Genomic DNA, 19,720 nt, shown 5'->3' on the forward strand with positions numbered 1-19,720 from the left:
CTGGCAGAGTGGAACTCTGACAGCACAGTCGGTGAATTCTCAGCGGTGAAACCCATGGTAATCCTTTGCAGTACAGGCAGGAGAGTGGCTTGAACAGTTCATCTTTACCAGAGTTTGTCGTGGGCCTGGATGCCCTGGGCAATAGCGATGTAGAGCGGGTTGGTGGCAAGAACGCCTCGCTGGGAGAAATGCTCAGCCACCTTGGCAGGGCAGGGGTTCGTGTACCCGGTGGTTTTGCCACCACGGCAGAGGCTTATCGAGACTTTCTGGATGGCTCAGGGTTATATGATCGTATTCATACCCTGCTGGATGAACTGAATATTGATGATATTCAACAGCTCACCCGGGCGGGTGCCAATATTCGCCAATGGATTATGGATGAGCCATTTCGACCGGAATTTGAACAGGCCATTGTCAACAGCTACCGTGAACTCTGTGGTGATCAGGAGGATCTGGCTGTGGCAGTGCGGTCATCAGCAACGGCGGAAGACTTGCCCGATGCCTCCTTTGCCGGGCAGCAGGAAACCTTTCTGAATATTCGTGGTGCACAGAATGTTCTACGAGCGGTTCGGGAAGTCTTTGCCTCTCTCTTTAACGATCGTGCTATTTCATACCGGGAGCATCAGGGTTTTGACCATCGGGATGTGGCGCTGTCAGCGGGAATTCAGCGGATGGTGCGCAGTGAAACGGGGGCTGCCGGGGTGATGTTTACTCTGGATACCGAGTCGGGTTTCCGCGATGCGGTATTTATCACCTCCTCCTATGGCCTGGGAGAGACCGTGGTTCAGGGGGCAGTTAACCCGGATGAATTTTATGTTTACAAGCCCGCACTTGAAGCAGGGCGCTCTGCCATCCTCAGGCGAAATATGGGCAGCAAGGCGATTCAGATGGTTTACGGTGATGCCCCAGAGACCGGGAGATCGGTGCAAACCGTGGACGTTGACCTTGAGAAGCGTCAGCAGTTCTCCATCAATGATGCCGATGTGATGGAACTGGCTCGTCAGGCCGTGGCCATTGAAGCCCATTACGGCCGACCCATGGATATCGAGTGGGCCAAAGATGGCGATGACCAGCAGTTGTATGTGGTTCAGGCCCGGCCTGAGACAGTACAAAGCCGAACTGAGTCCAGGACGCTGGAACGTTATCACCTGTTGCAACAGGGTAATGTTCTCGCAGAAGGCCGCAGTATTGGCCAGCGCATTGGTCAGGGGCGTGTCTGTCTGGTGGATGATCTGGCGGATATGGACCGGGTTCAGGATGGCGATGTGCTGGTTACCGATATGACCGATCCGGACTGGGAACCGGTTATGAAACGGGCTTCAGCCATTGTCACCAACCGGGGTGGGCGTACCTGTCATGCTGCTATTATCGCCCGAGAGCTGGGGATTCCAGCGGTGGTCGGGTGCGGTGACGCTACACGCCGACTGAAAGATGGTCAGCCGGTAACAGTTTCCTGTGCACAAGGGGATACCGGCTTTATTTATCAGGGTGAGTTGCCGTTTGAGCACCAGAAGAAAGATCTGGATCAGATGCCTGAGTTGCCCTTCAAGATCATGATGAATGTGGGGAATCCTGACCGGGCTTTCGGTTTCTCTCGACTGCCCAATGCGGGTGTGGGGCTTGCCCGGCTGGAATTCATAATTAACAAAATGATCGGTGTTCATCCCAAGGCTTTGCTGAACTATCAAACTAATCCGGACAGCGTACCCGATGCCGTCAGACAGCAGATTGATGAGCGAATGGCGGGCTATGGCAATCCTGTCGACTTTTACGTTGAAAAACTGGTTGAAGGCGTCGCTTCTATTGCTGCCGCTTTTGCCCCGGAAAAGGTTATTGTCCGACTCTCAGACTTCAAGTCTAACGAATACGCCAACCTGATTGGCGGCAAGATCTATGAGCCCCATGAAGAGAACCCGATGCTGGGCTTTCGTGGCGCTTCCCGCTATATCTCGGAATCCTTCAGGGACTGTTTTGAGCTTGAATGCCGGGCCATGAAGCGGGTCAGGGACGAGTTCGGCCTGACCAATGTTGAACTGATGGTGCCATTCGTCCGAACGCCGGATGAAGCCCGTCAGGTCATCAACATTATGTCTGACTTTGGACTTCGTCGTGGTGAAAATGGTCTGAAGATCATTATGATGTGTGAACTGCCATCCAATGCGCTGCTGGCTGATGAGTTCCTGGAATATTTTGATGGCTTCTCCATTGGTTCCAACGATATGACTCAGTTGGCCCTTGGGCTTGATCGGGATTCCGGCTTGATTGCCCACCTTTTTGATGAACGTAATGCTGCCGTCAAGCAGCTGTTGTCCATGGCAATTCAGGCCTGTCGCCGGCAGGGCAAATACATCGGTATTTGCGGCCAGGGGCCCAGTGATCATCCTGACTTTGCCCGCTGGTTGATGGAAGAGGGTATTAATACCGTTTCCCTCAACCCCGATTCGGTTCTGGAAACCTGGCTCTATCTGGCGGAATGACTCTTTGATAGTCCCTGTCAGGGGTTGTCCAAAGGTTGCCTTGGGAGGCTGGCAGGAATCTTCCAGAGAAGTACTGTGTCGCCTTTGGGCACTCCCCCGGGGTTATTTTTGCAATGGATTATTAAATGATCACCATCGGGGCTAAAATCGGCCATTTTAACGGGATGGTTCAGTTTTATCAGCTCTTCTTCTGCCCATTTTCCATCATCACCGATTCTCCAGAGTTGCACAAAGCCCGGCTTGTTATGATCTTTATAATCTTTGCCAAAGGTTAGAAAATGGTTTTCCAATTTATTAAATTGGGCGAATTTGATCAAACAGGTGCCAGGTTTTGTCAATGCCTGTTGTGTCCATTTGCCCTTATCGTCTCGTCCCATGATGCAGACGGTACTGTCCCGGCTAACGGAAAATGCAAGACGGCCTGATGGGGAGAATTGGGCAATTTCAATTGGATTTTGATGCTTAACCTCCAGCCGCTCCAGCCATTCACCATCTATGTCAAGCCCCTGAATTTTCACAGTGCAATCATGACCGACGGTCAGTACACTGTCTTCCTTAACATTGAAGTCAGCAACCATAACCCCCCCCTGATGACATACTCGTGCTTTCTGAATCAGGTTACCTTCCTCGTCATCACCCCAAATGCAAGCGTAATTCGTTTCATTGCCATAGCTCAGGAGCTGTTTTTCTGAGCGACTGAAGATGGGTCTGTCACTGCCTGTGTGCTCAAGGGTTTGGGGTTTGTCCAGATTGCCTGTAACACGGCAATTCCAGATTTTAAAGGAGCCACCACCGAAGTCGGCCAGGACTTTCCACCCGGAGCGGGTGAAGGAGGCATTATCACAACTCGGGATCTCTATTTTTTCTACCCAGTCATCATTAACGTCATAACCGGAAATTTTAGTTTTCCTGGCTAAATCGCGGGTAAGTGCAAATTGCCCTGAGGGATTTAAGGAGGCTGAGCAAATACGGTTGGGCACACTTACGCCCTGGCGAATTTCTGCGGGTTGCTCAGAATGATGGACCTCTCCGACCTGCGACCAGTTGCCGTCGGCATCGTGAGCCAGGAAGAAAACCCGGTTATCCAGGAGGACAAGGGCATGGCTCTCATCCCGACTCAACTGGCAATCAGAAATCATACGGTCGCACTCCTTGACAAATTCAGGAACAATACAGTTGCGCTGATCATTAAGGTGCCAGATGGTCGCTTTTTCAACATTTTGAGTCATTAAAAAAGTATTCGTGGGGACGAAATTCAGTGCTCTTGGCCCACTTTGTCTGATCTCTGTTGGCTGGTCTAGCAGAGTCCACCGGCTGCCATCCAATCGCAAAACGTTGATTCTGCCGGCGCGCTGATCGTAGGTCATAATCTTGTCCTGCACCGGGTTGAAGCTTGCCATCACTGGCTCGTAGCCACCTGCAAGTGGCAAGTGCTCAAGCACCCGCGACTCCACCCAGCGCCCATCACTATTGAGTGTACTCACCTTGACCTTGCCATCCTGGCAGAAGATAGTCAGAAGCGTGTTTTCCGACCGGTTAAGCTGGGGAATAATCTTCTGGGCCCCAACCCTGGTCCTGCTGTTCTCCGACCAGTTACCATTCGCGTCTTGTAGCCAGCTTACCAGGCTATGATCTTTCAAACTGTCGCAACCACTGATGAAGAGGTGCTTACCCGAAGGACTGAAATAGGTTTGAAGAATATAACAACCGAAGTGGGCCTTCATTTGGAACGTAAGATAATTGGTCTGGCATTGAAAAATTTCACTCGTCCCTGGGTCAATATTGCCCGGCTCAATACGACTATCGCACTGTATCGTGCTGATACCAGACTGTTGCGGTGTGGTGCCCGGGGATAAACGATTCGTGGAAAAATTCAGCCCGACAATTTCTTCCAGCTTTCGATTGACAAAACTGGTCTCTGTGCTGATCGTCCATCCGGGTGGTAAATGCTCTTTCAATCGTTTGAGTGATTTTTTCTGACCCATTTCAGGGGCTTCACTGATGCGTTTATTAAAGTTAGCTACTAACCCGGATATTGGCTTCAGACTGGTAATTAACGCCTCTTCGTCTTTTTTCAAACCGCTTCCATCTAGACTTCTGAGGCAACTCTGCGCTGCTGGTTGCATGATAACTCCTGTCTGATTGGCATATAGATGATTTATCTATACGACCATTGAGTTTGGCAAAAGTTCCTGCTCTTAATTTAGTCAAGCAGCTGTTGTTCATAGCGATTCAGGCCTGTCGCCGACAGGATTAATAGATCGCTATTTGCCAGGGAGCCAGCGACCATCCAGATTTTGCTCGCTGGCTGATGGAGGAGGGCATTGATACCGTTTCCCTGAATCCGGACTATGTTCTGGAAACCTGGCTCTATCTGGCGGAAAGACTCTGTCAGGGGCTGTTCAAAGGTTGCTTTGGGAAGCTGGCTGGAATCTTCCAGAGTAGCGCAGTAGCACCTTTGAGCGAGACGGTACCCCCACTATTATTCTTGCAGTGGATAAGTAAATGATCACCATCGGGGCTAAATTCGGCCATTTCAACGGGATGATCCAGTGTTATCAGTTCTTTTTCTGCCCATTTGTCATCATCACCAATGCCCCAGAGTTGGACAAAGCCGGGCTTGCCATGATCTTTGAAACCGCTGCCAAAGATTAGAAAATGGTTTTCCAATTTATTAAATTGAACGAATTGGATCAGATAGTCATCAAGCCTTGTCACGACTTGTTGCGTCCATTCTCTATTATCGTCACGTCCCAGAATGCAGGCGGTGTTGCCCTTAACGATAATGGCAAAGCTACCTGAGGGGGAAAAACCGGACAATTCGACTCTTCCTTGCTGCTCAACCACCAGCGGCTCCCGTCGTTTGCCATCGCTGTCGAGCCCCTGAATTTTCACAAAGTAATCAAGGCCGACGCTCAGGACACTATCCTCCTGATTATTGATGCGAGCGTCGAAAATCCCCCCCTGATGACATACCCGTGCTTTCTCAACCAGGTTACCTTCTTCGTCATCACCCCAAATGCAAACGTAATTCGTCAGAACCCCATAACTCAGGAGCAGATTCTCTGAGGGACTGAAGATGACTCTGTCACTGCCGATGTGCTCAAGGGGTTGCCCTTTGTCCAGACTGTTACCGATGCTATTGCAATCCCAGACTTTAAAGGAGCCACTGCCGAAACTGGCCAGCACTTTACGCCCGGAGTGGCTGAAGATGGCATAATCACAACTCGGAATCTCTCTTTTTTCTACCCAGGCACCATGATCGTCATAACCGGAAATGATAGATTTATTTGCTAAATCGCGGGTGAGTGCATATAGCCCGGAGTGATTGAGGGAGGCTTTGCAAATACGATTGCGAACATGCTCGTTGTGGTGATTGACTATTTGCTCAGAATGACGGACCTCTCCGACCTGTGACCAGTTGCCGTCGACATCACGAGCCAGGAAAAAAACCTGGTTGCCCCGGGGGAGGATAAGGGCATGCTGCTCATCATAACTCATCTGGCAATCTTCAATTGGACTGTCGTAAACTTTATCAAATTTATTCTCAAGACAGTTGCTTTGATCACTACAGCCCCAGATGGTCGCTTTTATGCCATTGCAAGTCAGTAAATAATTATTCGCGGCCATGAACTCCAGTGCTGATAGCCCAATTTGCCTGATCTTTGATGGCTGGTTTAGCCGGGTCCACCCATTGTTACCATCCACTCGAAATACATTGATTATGCCGTCGCGGTGATCGTAGGTCATAATCTTGTCCTGCAACGGGCTGAAGTTTGCCGATACCGGCTCATCGCCATCTTCAAGTGGGAGGTGGCCAAGAACCAGCAATTTTTCCCAACGGCCATCACTATCAAGAGTTCTCACCTTGACCCTGCCATCTGAGCAGGTACTCAAGAGTGTATTTTCCAACCGGTTGAACTGGAAAAAAATCTCATTGGAAACTTTGGCATTATGCCTGTTATTCTCCGACCAGTTGCCATCGACACCTTGTCGCCAGGTTACCAGGCTATGATCCATCAAACTGTCGCTACCACTGATCAAGAGATTCTTTCCTGTTGGGCTGAAACAGGTAGTTTGAATATCACGACCGAAGCAGGCTTGCACTTGGAGTTCAAGACCATTAGTCTTACATTGAAAAATTTCAAGCTTCGCTGGGTCAATATTGCCTGACTCAATAGGACTATCGCAATGTATCGTCTCGATATCAGGCTCTTGAGACGTTGTGCCCGGGGATAAATGATTCGTGGAAAACCTGAATTCAACTATTTCCAGCTTACGATGATCAATATTGGTATCTGTGCTGATCGTCCATCCGGGTGGTAAATGCTCTTTCAATCGTTTGAACGATTGATTCTGATTCGGTTCTGAGGCTTCTTTGATACTTTTATTAAAGTTAGCCACTAACCCGGATATAGGCTTCAGGCCATTAATTAACGCCTCTTCGTCTTTTTTTAAACCGCTTCCATCTATACTTCTGAGACTACTCTGCGCTATTGGTTGCATGATAACTCCTGCCTGACTAGCTCATAGATAGTTTATTTATACGACCATTGATCAGTAGCACCTTTTGAATCTTTGTCCCATCCTGCTAATAAGTAGTTAACTGTCTTAGCATTCAGGAACTGAACTGTAGATTGCTGAGTTTGGCAAAAGTTCCTGCTCTGAGTTTTTAGTTCAGTTTGAAAAAACCACAGGGAAAATGCCGAACGCTAGCGGGCATTGCACGTTTATGGTATGGCATTTAATTGTGCAGAGATTAATACCAGTTTCACAGAGGAAAAGCTTTTCTCCGTGATTTTTTTGTTATCATGCCAGTCTGAATTGTCATGGGAGAATAATAATGAGTTTTACCACCCCCGATTTGTGTGATGACTTCCCCGGTAACCTTCAGGTAGTTGATCCGGGTTTTAACAGCTTTGGTGGAAGAGATATGTTTGGTGGCGAAATTGTCACCATTAAATGCCATGAAGATAATTCCAGGGTTCGGGAGCAGGTGTTCAGTAACGGTCACGGTAAGGTGCTGGTTGTTGATGGCGGCGGTTCTCTGAGAAGGGCTTTGCTGGGCGATATGCTGGCAGAACAGGCCGTAAGTAATGGTTGGCAGGGTATTATTGTTTATGGCTGTATTCGTGATGTTGAAGTTATTTCACAACTGCCGCTGGGGGTACAGGCGCTTGCTGCCCACCCGATGAAAACGGATAAAAAAGGCTTGGGAGATGTCGATATTGCTGTTCGATTTCATGGAGTGGATTTCATTCCCGGTCATTTCCTGTATGCCGATTTGAACGGGATTGTCGTTTCTGCTGACCGACTGGTTTAATGTCTCGATAGCCCTGTTTCTTTCGATACTGGCATTGTTGCAACAGGGCAATCCCAGACCTTCATAAATAACGAATCTTTCTATAATAAGTCACTGCTTCACAAGCATTTTCATAAGTTATTATCGTTGGTGATTAATTAACCGATGTTTCGGAAAATACTGATCTAAAACAACGGATTTATTGTAAAAAGGCCAAGGTTTTCTTTCGTTTTTGCGGTAGTATCCGCACCCACCAAAGTGTCGGGACTTCGTATACCTGACCGTCAATCACACTGGGAGCCTGTCGGCATAAGCCCTGCAGGCTCCCGGAAATCCCCTATGACGGAGAAAACTCCAGTGAGAAAGACTAAGATCGTCTGTACCATCGGCCCAAAGTCTGAATCCCATGAGATGCTGACCAAACTGGTCGACAATGGCATGAATGTGATGCGACTGAATTTCTCTCATGGTGACTTTGACGAGCATGGTGCCCGTATTGCCCGTCTGCGAGAAGTCATGGCTGAAACCGGTAAACGTGTTGCCATTCTTCTGGACACTAAAGGCCCTGAAATCCGAACTGTTAAACTGCACAATGGCGATGACGTCATGCTGACAGCAGGACAGGAATTTACTCTGACTACCGACACGTCTGTTATTGGTGACAGCACGCGTGTAGCGGTTACCTATGCCGGACTGACCGCTGACCTGAAGCCGGGTAACACGGTTTTGCTGGATGATGGCCTGATTGAACTGACGGTAAAAGAAGTCAAGGCTCAGGAAATCGTCTGTGAAGTTAAGAACAACGGTGAGCTGGGTGAAAACAAAGGCGTAAACCTGCCCGGTGTTAAAGTTAACCTGCCAGCCCTGTCAGAAAAAGATAAGGCTGACCTGGTCTTTGGTTGTGAGCAGGGCGTTGATTTTGTAGCGGCTTCCTTTATTCGTAAAGCCAGCGACGTTAACGAGATCCGTGAACTGCTGGATGCCAACGGTGGTCAGGAAATCCAGATCATTTCCAAGATCGAGAACCAGGAAGGCGTTGATAACTTCGACAACATTCTGGCTGTTTCTGATGCCATCATGGTGGCCCGTGGTGACCTCGGGGTAGAAATCCCGGTTGATCAGGTGATCTTTGCCCAGAAGATGATGATCAACAAGTGTAACCATGCCCGTAAGCCGGTTATCACGGCTACCCAGATGCTGGATTCCATGATCAAGAATCCCCGCCCAACCCGTGCAGAAGCCGGTGACGTAGCTAACGCTATTCTGGATGGCACCGATGCCGTTATGCTCTCCGGTGAGAGCGCCAAAGGTAAGTACCCGGCAGAATCTGTGGCGGTCATGGCAACCATCTGTAACAGCACGGATGGCAGCATGGAACTGCGTGTTGAAGAGTTCGATGCCGAGATCGACAATTATCGCAGTATCACGCAAGCGGTCTGCCGTGGTGCGGTCAAGACGGCAGATATTCTGGCGGCCAAGCTGATTATCGTTGCCACTGAGCAGGGTAAGTCAGCACGTTCTTTGCGTAAGTTCTTCCCTAAAGCCCAGATTCTGGCGCTGACTTCTTCCGAGAAGACCGCTAACCAACTCAGTCTGAGCAAAGGGGTGACCACCAGCCTGGTACCGCAGCAGGAAAACACTGATGCCTTCTACAAGCTGGGTAAAGAGTTGGCGGTAAAGCACAACTTTGTTCAGTCCGGTGACCTGGTTGTCATGGTTTCCGGTGCCCTGGTTGAGTCCGGTACTACCAATACTGCTTCTGTGCATGTGATCGATTAATTTCTGAGTTCTTTCTGGTTACATCCTCTTGCCTGTCCTTCCCACTGCTGGGGAGGGCTGGCAAGATTTGCACAGAATGGATATATTTCCACCAGTTATGCCTGCCCAACGACCAGCCGGTCAATCGAATACTCAGACAGCCTCTAATATTGCAGCGTACTTATCCGGATCAACGTTACCGCCACTGCCAATCGCTACTACGGTTTTATTTTCAAACAGTGCCGGGTTATCCATAATTGCGGCGATGGCCACCGCACCGCTGGGTTCCAGCACCAGGTTCATCTCCTGAAAACCGAGCCTGATTGCGTCATGGGATTTTTGAGGATTGACTGTTAAACCTCTGACACCGGTTTGCAGAACGATATCCAGGTTGGCAATGCCAGGCTCAAGGGCCAGTAAAGCATCACAGTCACACAAGATATGACCTTTGGCTCGAGAGCGTCTGCCGTTTTCAAGGGAAATACCCATGCCCTGGTAACCATCCACTTCAACGGCCCATACCTGGGTGTTGCTGCCAAACACCAGGCTTGATCCTGCCACCAGGCTGCCACCACCAACGGGGCAGAGAATGTGATCACAGGATTTCCCGGACATCGCCAACTGCTCCTGAAGCTCCAGCGCTACAGATGCCTGGCCAATGATGATCTCATGATCATCGAAAGGGTGTAGGAGAACTGCGCCGTGGTCTCTGGCTATTTGCCTGGCCATAGCACTGGCAGCTTCCTCCCTGGAAGGTTTATTGCATTGGCAGAGAATGACCTCTGCGCCGTAACGCCTGGCATTATTTACTTTTGATTTGGGGGCGTCATGGGGCATTACCAGCCTGACCGGTATGTCCAGAAGCTGCCCGGCGGCTGACAGGCCTGCTGCAAAATTTCCTGAAGAATAGGCTGTAACACCTTGTTTTTTCTGGCTCTCCGTTAAATTTAACAGTCGGTAGAACGCACCCCGGAATTTAAAGGCCCCGGTAATTTGCAGAGACTCGGCTTTGATCAGCACTTCCCCTCTGATCAGTTCACTCAAGGCATCTGATTTTAACAGCGGGGTGGTGCGTACATTGTTTCTTATTTGCTGGTTAGCTTTCTGTGCGTCTACGTGGGGCATTAGCGCGGCCAAGGCCTCTTTGAGCTCTGGTGTCTGCTCCTGCCCGTCGTCCACCAGTTTCGTCATGGCCCACAGCAGGTTGGCGATTCCCTGAGCATCAATATCCCTGGCTTCAGGTTTTTGGTTGCAGTTAAATATTATTGCATCAAGTAGCGTTGACAATAAGGCAGCTTGAGTAAGCTTAACACGCTCATTGAATTGGCATATTGACTGTGATTTCTCCCATCATAGCGATGACCGAAACGATCCGATTTACTCAGCAGACCATCCATTATTTCCTGTTTGATGAGAGCATTAAAATCCTGAGCAAGGTTTACTGAACGGCACTGTAGATGTTGAGAAGAGCATGCGCCAGAAGAATGGTAAAATTCATTATGCCCCGGGGTAGTGCGGGGGGGATTTTCCCGTTGTCTGACTGTGGCATGTCTATATCGCCCACGTCTTGAAGATGAAGTATGGTCATCCGGTTGGTTGTAATCATTACCTGATCTTGCGTATTTACCACTGATACCAGCAGTGTTTCTATCCATAAATATATTTCATTAATTCATGAGAATATAAAAAGCAGACTGCGGTTCTGTTCAGAAGTTCATTTTGCTGAAATGTCTATAAACGTAAGCGGTTGAGGAAACACATCTACATCTACTCCTGTTCCACCAATCCGCTATTTTCAAATCATCCGGGGCAAGATTCATGCGCAACAGGTGTTCAACGCTGGCACTCCTTCCCTTGAATGTGAAAACGGTTCTTGAGTCATGATGGAAGGGAGGAGATTACTGGCTGTTTTTTCTCTTCCTTTTTCTGCTTTTTGGTTTGCCTGTTTGATCTTCTACATATTTTTCGACGGTTTAGTAACAGTGATCTGAGGGTTGCGATCCTTTATTGGCAGTAACGTATGCCTCATCTGCCCCCCGTTTTTAAGTGATACAGAGCCATGACCCTGTGGCGGGATGGCTACCCTGGTCTTTATTTGATCAATAAGTTTCATTAAATCCCGGTTCCAAAGCTGGTTAACCGGGATTTCAATGACCTCAAATCCTGATTTTTGCAGCAGTGCGATTTTAAGCAGAGTCGAACCATTCCTCGTTTTGAAATCACCACCTACGTAATGACACGGTCCCTGAACTTCAATCACCATGTTGTGATCTGGCAGTAGCAGGTCAACCGGAGGTAATAAGTTCAGACTCTTTTCTTCTTCAATCTTCAAAGATGGAATGCATGATTGGAGTTGATTGCGGAAGTCGGATTGAGGTTTTGAAATGATTGTCTGGTAATGGGGGACGAACGGACACGCTCTGCCAAGCCAACTTGCGGCCATGGCAATGATGGATTGATCCTCTTCATTATCTGGGGATGTATTATCCAGGCGAGTAAACAGGTCATGCATGTGCTTTTCAAGATTTTTATTGGCATTGGAGACTAGGGACAACCTGGCACAGCATACCATTACTCCCCAGAGAGACATCAATATTACCTGCTGAGAGAGCTGAGAGTTTTGACTGATTCGGTGGACAAGCGATTCGAACGTGGATTTAACCACGCTCAGCTCAACGAGTTCACCCAGTTTCGCCATGGCCCACAGCAGGTTGGCGATACCCTGAGAATTAAATTGGTCTTTCTGTGCGTTCACGAGGGGCAACAGCACGGCCACGGCCTCGTTGAGTTCTGGTGTCTGCTCCTGCCCGTTGTCCACCAGTTTCGCCGTGGCCCACAGCAGGTTGGCGATATGCTGAGGAATAAATTGGTCTTTCTGTGCGTTCACGCGGGGCAACAGCGCGGCCACGGCATCGCTGAGTTCTGCGGTTCGGTTCTGCCCGTTGTCGACCAGTTTCGCCGTGGCCCACAGCAGGTTGGCGATTTCCTGTGGTTTAAAGTTAGCTTTCTGTGCGATCACGTGGGGCAACAGCGCGGCCACGGCCTCGTTGAGCCCTGGTGTTCGCTCCTGCCCACTGTCCACCAGTTTCGCCATGGCCGACAGCAGGTTGGCGATATGCTGAGGAATAAATTGGTCTTTCTGTGCGTTCACCTGGGGCAACAGCGCGGCTACGGCCTCGTTGAGACCTGGTGTCCGCTCCTGGCCGTTGTCCACCAGTTTCGCCACGGCCCACAGCAGGTTGGCGATATGCTGAGGAATAAATTGGTCTTTCTGTGCGTTCACCTGGGGCAACAGCGCGGCTACGGCCTCGTTGAGACCCGGTGTCCGCTCCTGGCCGTTGTCCACCAGTTTCGCCATGGCCCACAGCAGGTTGGCGATGTGCTGAGGAATAAATTGGTCTTTCTGTGCGTTCACGTGGTACAAAAGCGCGGCCACGGTCTCGTTGAGCTCTGGTGTCTGCTCTTGGCCGTTGTCCACCAGTTTTGCCATGGCCCACAGCAGGTGGGCGATATGCTGAGGAATAAATTGGTCTTTCTGTGCGTTCACGTGGTACAACAGCGCGGCCACGGTCTCGTTGAGCTCTGGTGTCTGCTCCTGGCCGTTGTCCAACAGTTTCGCCATGGCCCACAGCAGGTTGGCGATTTCCTGTGGTTTAAAGTGAGCTTTCTGTGCGTTCACGTGGGGCAACAGCGCGACCACAACCTCTTTGAGCTCTGGTGTCCACTTCTGCCCGCTGCCTGCCAGTTTCGCCATGGCCCACAGCAGGTTGGTGATTTCCTGTGGTTTAAAGTGTGCTTTCTGTGCGTTTACGTGGGGCAACAGCGCGGCCAAGGTCTCTTTGAGCTCTGGTGTCCGATGCTGCTCGTTGTCCACCAGTTTCGCCATGGCCCAAAGCAGGTTGGCGATACCCTGGGCATTAAATTGGTCTTTCTGTGCGTTCACGTGGGGCAACAGTGTGTCCACGGCCTCTTTGAGCCCTGGTGACCACTCCTGCCCGTTGTCCACCAGTTTCGCCATGGCCCACAGCAGGTTAGCGATATGCTGAGGAATAAATTGGTCTTGCTTTGCGTTCACGTGGGGCAACAGTGTGGCCAAGGCCTCTTTGAACTCTGGTGTCCGCTCTTGCCCGTTGTCCACCAGTTTCGCCATGGCCCACAGCAGGTTGGCGATTTCCTGTGGTTTAAAGTTGGCTTTCTGTACGTTCACATAAAACAACAGCGCGGCCACGGCTTCGTTGAGCTCTGGTGTCAGCTCCTGCCCGTTGTCCACCAGTTTCGCCATGGCCCACAACAGGTTGGCGATTTCCTGTGGTTTAAAGTTAGCTTTCTGTGCGTTCACATGGGGTAATAGCGCGGCCACGGCCTCGTTGAGCTGTGGTGTCCGCTCCTGGCCGTTGTCCACCAGTTTCGCCATGGCCCACAGCAGGTTGGTGATAGCCTGTGGTTTAAAGTTATCTTTCTGTGTGTTCACATGGGGCAATAGCGCGGCCACGGCCTCGTTGAGCTGTGGTGCCCGCTCCAGCCCGTTGTCCACCAGTTTTGCCATGGCCCACAGCAGGCTGGTGATCCCTTGGGCATGAAATTGGTCTTTCTGTGCGTTCACCCGGGGCAACAGCGCGGTCACGGCCTCGTTGAGCCCTGGTGTCCACACCTGCCCGTTGCCCACCAGTTTCGCCATGGCCCACAGCAGGTTGGCGATACCCTGTGGTTTAAAGTCAGCTCTCTGTGCGTTCACATGGGGCAATAGCGCGGCCACTGCCTTTTTGATCTGTGGTTTCAGCTCCAGCCCGTTGTCCACCAGTTTCGCCATGGCCCACAGCAGGTTAGGGATACCCTGGGCATTAAATTGGTCTTTCTGTGCGTTCACGTGGGGCAACAGCGCGGCCACTGCCTCTTTGAGCCCTGGTGTCTGCTCCTGCCCGTTCTCCTCCAGTTTCGCCATGGCCCACAGCAGGTTGGCGATTTCCTGGGGTTTAAAGGTAGCTTTCTGTGCGTTTACGTGGGGCAACAGGGCGGCCACGGCCTCGTTGAGTTCTGGTGTCTGCTTCTGCCCGTTGTTCACCAGTTTCGCCATGGCCCACAGCAGGTTGGCGATTCCCTGGGCATCAATATCCCTGGCTTCAGGTTTTTGGTTGCAGTTAAATATTATTGCATCAAGTAGCGTTGACAATAAGGCAGCTTGAGTAAGCTTAACACGCCCATCCATGGGTTTATGAGGGGTAAAAACACCCGCTGAAGCAAATGAATGAAGTGTTGTCGTCAGGCTTCGCCAATTCCAGCTCCGTGTTGCTTTAAAATTTTGCAGCAAACGTATCAGCTGGCTTTGTTCCGCTCGATTTAACGGTCTTTTAGCAGCTGATGTGTATTTTTTAATTGAACTGGCATATTGACCGTGATTTCTCCCATCATAGCGATGACCGAAACGATCCGATTTACTCACCAGACCATCCATTATTTCCTGTTTGATGAGGGCATTAAAATTTTGAACAGAGTTTACCGAACGGCACTGTAGATATTGAGAAGAGCGTGTGCCAGAAGAATGGTAAAATTCATTATGCCCCAGGGTAGTGCGGGGGGGATTTTCCCGTTGTCTGACTGTGGCATGTCTATATCGCCCACGCCTTGAAGATGAAGTACGGTCATCCGGTTGGTTGTAATCATTACCTGATCTTGCGTATTTACCACTGATACCAGCAGTGTTTCTATCCATAATTATATTTCATTAATTCATGAGAATATAAAAAGCAGACTGCGGTTCTGTTCAGAAGTTCATTTTGCTGAAATGTCTATAAACGTAAGCGGTTGAGGAAACACATCTACATCTACTCCTTTGAGTCATGATGGAAGAGAGGAGATTACTGGCTGTTTTTTCTCTTCCTTTTTCTGCTTTTTGGTTTGCCTGTTTGATCTTCTACATATTTTTCGACGGTTTAGTAACAGTGATCTGAGGGTTGCGATCCTTTATTGGCAGTAACGTATGCCTCATCTGCCCCCCGTTTTTAAGTGATACAGAGCCATGACCCTGTGGCGGGATGCCTACGCTGGTCTTTATTTGATCAATAAGTTTCATTAAATCCCGGTTCCAAAGCTGGTTAACCGGGATTTCAATGACCTCAAATCCTGATTTTTGCAGCAGTGCGATTTTAAGCAGAGTCGAACCATTCCTGGTTTTGAAATCACCACTCACGTAATGAAAGGGTCCCTGAACTTCAATCACAATGTTGTGATCTGGCAGTAGCAGGTCAACCGGAGGTAATAAGTTCAGACTCTTTTCTTCTTCAATCTTCAAAGATGGAATGCATGATTGGAGTTGATCGCGGAAGACGGTCTGAAGTTTTGAAGTGGTTGTCTGGTAATGGGGGATGACCGGACACTCTCTGCCAAGCCAACTTGCGGCCATGGCAATAATGGATTGATCCTCTTCATTGTCTGGGAATGTATTTTCCAGGCGAGTAAACAGGTCATCCATGTGCTTTTCAAGCACGTTATTTTTATCGGCATCCGAGACCAGAGACAACCTGGCACAGCATACCATTACTCCCCAGAGAGACATCAATATGTCTTGCTGAGAGAGCAGGGGGTTTTCACTGATTTTGTAGACAAGCGATTCGAACGTAGAGGTAACCACGCTTAGCTCAACGAGTTCACCCAGTTTCGCCATGGCCCACAGCAGGTTGGCGATACCCTGAGAATTAAATTGGTCTTTCTGTGCGTTCACGAGGGGCAACAGCACGGCCACGGCCTCGTTGAGTTCTGGTGTCTGCTCCTGCCCGTTGTCCACCAGTTTCGCCATGGCCCACAGCAGGTTGGCGATATCATGTGGGTTAAAGTTAGCTTTCTGTGCGTTCACGAGGGGCAACAGGGCGGCCACGGCCTCATTGAACTCTGGCGTCCGTTCCTGCCCGTTGTCCAGCAGTTTTGCCATGGCCCACAGTAAGTTGGCGATAGCCTGTGGTTTAAAGTTAGCTTTCTGTGCGTTCACGAGGGGCAACAGTGCGGCCAGGGCCTCTTTGAGCTCTGGTGTCCGCTCCTGCCCGTTGTCCACCAGCTTCGCCATGGCCCACAGCAGGTTGGCGATATGTTGAGGAGTAAATTGGTCTTTCTGTGCGTTCACGTGGGGCAACAGCGCGGCCACTGCATCGTTGAGCACTGGTGTTAGCTCCTGCCCGCTGTCCACCAGTTTCGCCATGGCCCACAGCAGGTTGGTGATACCCTGTGGTTTAAAGTGATCTTTCTGTGCGTTCACGTGGGGCAACAGGGCGGCCAAAGCCTCTTTGAGCACTGGTGTCTGCTTCTGCCCGCTGTCCACCAGTTTCGCCATGGCCCACAGCAGGTTGGCGATTTCCTGTGGTTTAAAGTGAGCTTTCTGTGCGTTCACGTGGGGCAACAGCGCAACCAGGACCTCTTTGAGTTCTGGTGTTCGCTCCTGCCCGTTGTCCACCAGTTTCGCCATGGCCCACATTATGTTGGCGATTTCCTGTGGTTTAAAGTGAGCTTTTTGTGCGTTCACGTTGTGCAAAAGCGTAGCCACGGCCTCGTTGAGCTCTGGTGTCTGCTCCTGGCCGTTGTCCACCAGTTTCGCCATGGCCCACAGCAGGTTGGCGATATGCTGAGGAATAAATTGGTCTTTCTTTACTTTCACGTGGGGCAACAGCGCGACCACGGTCTCGTTGAGCCCTGGAGTCCGCTCCTGGCCGTTGTCCACCAGTTTCGCCATGGCCCACAGCAGGTTGACGATTTCCTGTAGGTTAAAGTTGGCTTTCTGTGCCTTCACATGGGGCAATAGTGTAGCCACAGCCTCGTTGAGCCCTGGAGTCCGCTCCTGGCCGTTGTCCACCAGTTTCGCCATGGCCCACAGCAGGTTGGCGTTTTCCTGTGGGTTAAAGTTAGCTTTCTGTGCGTTCACATGGGGCAACAGCACGGCTACGGTTTCATTGAACCTTGGTGTCTGCTCTTGCCCATTGTCCACCAGTTTCGCCATGGCCCACAGCAGGTTGGCGATACCCTGAGCATTAAATTGGCCTTTCTGTGCGTTCACATGGGGCAACAGCACGGCTACGGTTTCATTGAACCTTGGTGTCTGCTCTTGCCCATTGTCCACCAGTTTCGCCATGGCCCACAGCAGGTTGGTGATACCCTGAGCATTAAATTGGCCTTTCTGTGCGCTCACGCAGGGCAACAGCACGGCCACGGCCTTGCTGAGCTCTGGTGTCTTCTCCTTGCCGTTGTCCACCAGTTTCGCCATGGCCCACAGCAGGCTGGCGATATGCTGAGCAATAAATTGGTTTTTCTGTACTTTCACGTGGGGCAACAGCGCGGCCATGGCCTCGTTGAGCCCTGGTGTCTGCTCCTGGCCGTTGTCCACCAGTTTCGCCATGGCCCACAGCAGGTTGGCGATATGCTGAGGAATAAATTGGTCTTTCTGTACGTTTACGTGGGGGAACAGCGCGACCACAGTCTCTTTGAGTTCTGGTGTCAGCTCCTGACCGTTGTCCACCAGTTTCGCCATGGCCCACAGCAGGTTGGCGATTCCCTGTGGTTTAAAGTTGGCTTTCTGTGCCTTCACGTGCGGAAACAGCGCGGCTATGGCCTCGTTGAGCTCTGGTGTCCGCTCCTGTTCGTTGTCCACCAGTTTCGCCATGGCCCACAGCAGGTTGGCGATTCCCCGGGCATCAATATCCCTGGCTTCAGGTTTTTGGTTGCAGTTAAATATTATTGCATCAAGTAGCGTTGACAGTAAGGCAGCTTGAGTAAGCTTAACACGCTCATCTATGGGTTTATGGGGGGTAAAAACACCCGCTGAAGTAAATGAATGAAGTGTTGTCGTCAGGCTTCGCCAATTCCAGCTCCGTGTTGCTTTAAAATTTTGCAGCAAACGTATCAGCTGGCTTTGTTCCGCTCGATTTAACGGTCTTTTAGCAGCTGACGTGTATTTTTTAATTGAACTGGCATATTGCCCGTGATTTCTCCCATCATAGCGATGACCGAAACGATCCGATTTACTCACCAGACCAGCCATTATTTCTGGTTTGATGTGGGCATTAAAATCTTGAGCAGGGTTGACTGAACGGCGCAGTAGAGATTGAGAAGAGCATACGCCAGAAGAATGGTAAAATTCATTACGCCCCAGGGTAGTGCGGGGGGGATTACCCCGCTGTCTGACTGTACTCTGTCTATATCGCCCACGCCTTGAAGAAGCGGCATGGTTATCTGGTTGGTTGTAATCATTACCTGGTCTTGCGTGTTTACCACTGATACCAGCAGTGTTTCTATCCATAATTATATTTCATTAATTCATGATAATATAAAAAGCAGACTGCGGTTCTGTTCAGAAGTTCATTTTGCTGAAATGTTTATAAACGTAAGCGGTTGGGGAAACACATCTACGTTCCACCAATCCGCTATGTTTAAATGATCTGGAGCAAGACAAACAGTGGCAACCATTGATCAATCTGCCCATGGATCACCTGCGGATATGGTCGAAAAGCTGGAAAATCTCCTTCCCTGGAATGTGAGAACGGTTCTTGAGTTATGATGGAAGGAAGGAGATTACTGGCTGTTTGTTCTCTTCTTTTTGCTACTTTTTGGTTTGGCTATTTGCTCTTTTAATGATCTTCGGCGGCTAAGCAATAGGGATCTGAGGATTGTCATCCTTTATCGGCAGCTACGTATGCCTCATCTGCCCACCCTCTTTTAAGTGATGCAGAGCCATGACCCTGTGGTGGGTGTATACCCTGGTTTTTATTTGATCAATACATCGTTTCATTAAATCTTTGTTCCAAAGCTTGTAAACCGGGATTTCAATGACCTCAAATCCTGATTTTTTCAGCAGTGCGATTTTAAGCAGAGTCGAACCATTCCTGGTTTTGAAATCACCACCCACATAATGAAACGGTCCCTGAACTTCAATCGCAATGTTGTGATCTGGCAGTACCAGGTCAACCGGAGGTAATGAGTCCATACTCTTTTCTTCTTCAATCTTCAAAGATGGAATACATGATTGGAGTTGATCGCGGAAGACAGTTTGAGGTTTTGAAATGGCTGTCTGGTAATGGGGGATGACCGGACAGGCTCTGCCAAGCCAACTTGCGGCCATGGCAATGACGGATTGTTCCTCTTCGTTATCTGGCGATGTATGTTCCAGGCGAGTAAACAGGCCATCCATGTGCTTCTCAAGCACGTT

10 protein-coding genes are annotated in these 19,720 nt (G+C 50.0%); 3 read left to right on the forward strand and 7 right to left on the reverse strand.

From position 1 onward, the window contains the following. Window positions 1-89: 89 nt before the first annotated feature. Window positions 90-2,477, forward strand: a complete 2,388-nt coding sequence (gene ppsA / locus J7439_RS09875; RefSeq protein ID WP_209201658.1) for a phosphoenolpyruvate synthase — start codon at window positions 90-92, stop codon at window positions 2,475-2,477. Between the two features lie 17 nt (window positions 2,478-2,494). Here the strand turns inward: ppsA and J7439_RS09880 are convergent, their stop codons facing one another. Together J7439_RS09880 and J7439_RS09885 are read right to left on the reverse strand one after the other, a co-directional pair. After that, window positions 2,495-4,603, reverse strand: a complete 2,109-nt coding sequence (locus J7439_RS09880) for a WD40 repeat domain-containing protein (RefSeq protein WP_209201659.1) — start codon at window positions 4,601-4,603, stop codon at window positions 2,495-2,497. Window positions 4,604-4,868: 265 nt separating this feature from the next. Then, entirely contained in the window at window positions 4,869-6,983 is a 2,115-nt protein-coding gene (locus J7439_RS09885) for a WD40 repeat domain-containing protein (protein WP_209201660.1), read from the reverse strand. A 337-nt stretch (window positions 6,984-7,320) separates the two neighbouring features. Between J7439_RS09885 and rraA the strand changes: the two genes are divergently transcribed. Together rraA and pykF are read left to right on the forward strand one after the other, a co-directional pair. Further along, window positions 7,321-7,800: a ribonuclease E activity regulator RraA gene (gene rraA / locus J7439_RS09890; protein WP_209277192.1), complete on the forward strand. Its 480-nt coding sequence runs from the start codon at window positions 7,321-7,323 to the stop codon at window positions 7,798-7,800. A 336-nt stretch (window positions 7,801-8,136) separates the two neighbouring features. Then, window positions 8,137-9,558: a pyruvate kinase PykF gene (gene pykF, locus J7439_RS09895; protein ID WP_209201661.1), complete on the forward strand. Its 1,422-nt coding sequence runs from the start codon at window positions 8,137-8,139 to the stop codon at window positions 9,556-9,558. 132 nt (window positions 9,559-9,690) lie between these two features. On the opposite strand, the gene J7439_RS09900 is transcribed toward pykF, so the two are convergent. The 5 genes from J7439_RS09900 to J7439_RS27055 all read right to left on the reverse strand — a co-directional run bounded on the left by J7439_RS09900 (window position 9,691) and on the right by J7439_RS27055 (window position 19,717). Then, window positions 9,691-10,824 carry a threonine ammonia-lyase gene (locus J7439_RS09900; protein WP_209201662.1) on the reverse strand — a complete coding sequence of 378 codons (1,134 nt, stop codon included), beginning with the start codon at window positions 10,822-10,824 and terminating at the stop codon, window positions 9,691-9,693. Beyond that, window positions 10,800-11,192 (reverse strand): hypothetical protein, encoded by a 393-nt coding sequence (locus tag J7439_RS09905; RefSeq protein ID WP_209201663.1) that lies wholly within the window; start codon window positions 11,190-11,192, stop codon window positions 10,800-10,802. The genes J7439_RS09900 and J7439_RS09905 overlap by 25 nt, the downstream gene beginning before the upstream one ends. Window positions 11,193-11,491: 299 nt before the next feature. Next, the gene (locus J7439_RS09910; RefSeq protein ID WP_209201664.1) at window positions 11,492-15,247 is read right to left on the reverse strand and encodes a DUF1601 domain-containing protein; all 3,756 of its coding nucleotides are present in this window, start codon (window positions 15,245-15,247) and stop codon (window positions 11,492-11,494) included. Window positions 15,248-15,448: 201 nt separating this feature from the next. After that, window positions 15,449-18,814: an RAP domain-containing protein gene (locus tag J7439_RS09915; protein ID WP_209201665.1), complete on the reverse strand. Its 3,366-nt coding sequence runs from the start codon at window positions 18,812-18,814 to the stop codon at window positions 15,449-15,451. 387 nt (window positions 18,815-19,201) lie between these two features. Next, window positions 19,202-19,717, reverse strand: a complete 516-nt coding sequence (locus J7439_RS27055; protein ID WP_209201666.1) for an RAP domain-containing protein — start codon at window positions 19,715-19,717, stop codon at window positions 19,202-19,204. Window positions 19,718-19,720: the final 3 nt, after the last annotated feature.

Origin of the sequence: Salinisphaera sp. G21_0, from assembly GCF_017744115.1 — a bacterium.
GTDB lineage: Bacteria > Pseudomonadota > Gammaproteobacteria > Pseudomonadales > Endozoicomonadaceae > Endozoicomonas.

Coding starts and splice junctions, on each gene's coding strand:
- J7439_RS09880 (WP_209201659.1), bottom strand. CDS start 4,603: ATGCAACCAGCAGCGCAGAGTTGCCTCAGAAGTCTAGATGGAAGCGGT.
- J7439_RS09905 (WP_209201663.1), bottom strand. CDS start 11,192: ATGGATAGAAACACTGCTGGTATCAGTGGTAAATACGCAAGATCAGGT.
- rraA (WP_209277192.1), top strand. CDS start 7,321: ATGAGTTTTACCACCCCCGATTTGTGTGATGACTTCCCCGGTAACCTT.
- J7439_RS09885 (WP_209201660.1), bottom strand. CDS start 6,983: ATGCAACCAATAGCGCAGAGTAGTCTCAGAAGTATAGATGGAAGCGGT.
- J7439_RS09910 (WP_209201664.1), bottom strand. CDS start 15,247: ATGGATAGAAACACTGCTGGTATCAGTGGTAAATACGCAAGATCAGGT.
- J7439_RS09915 (WP_209201665.1), bottom strand. CDS start 18,814: ATGGATAGAAACACTGCTGGTATCAGTGGTAAACACGCAAGACCAGGT.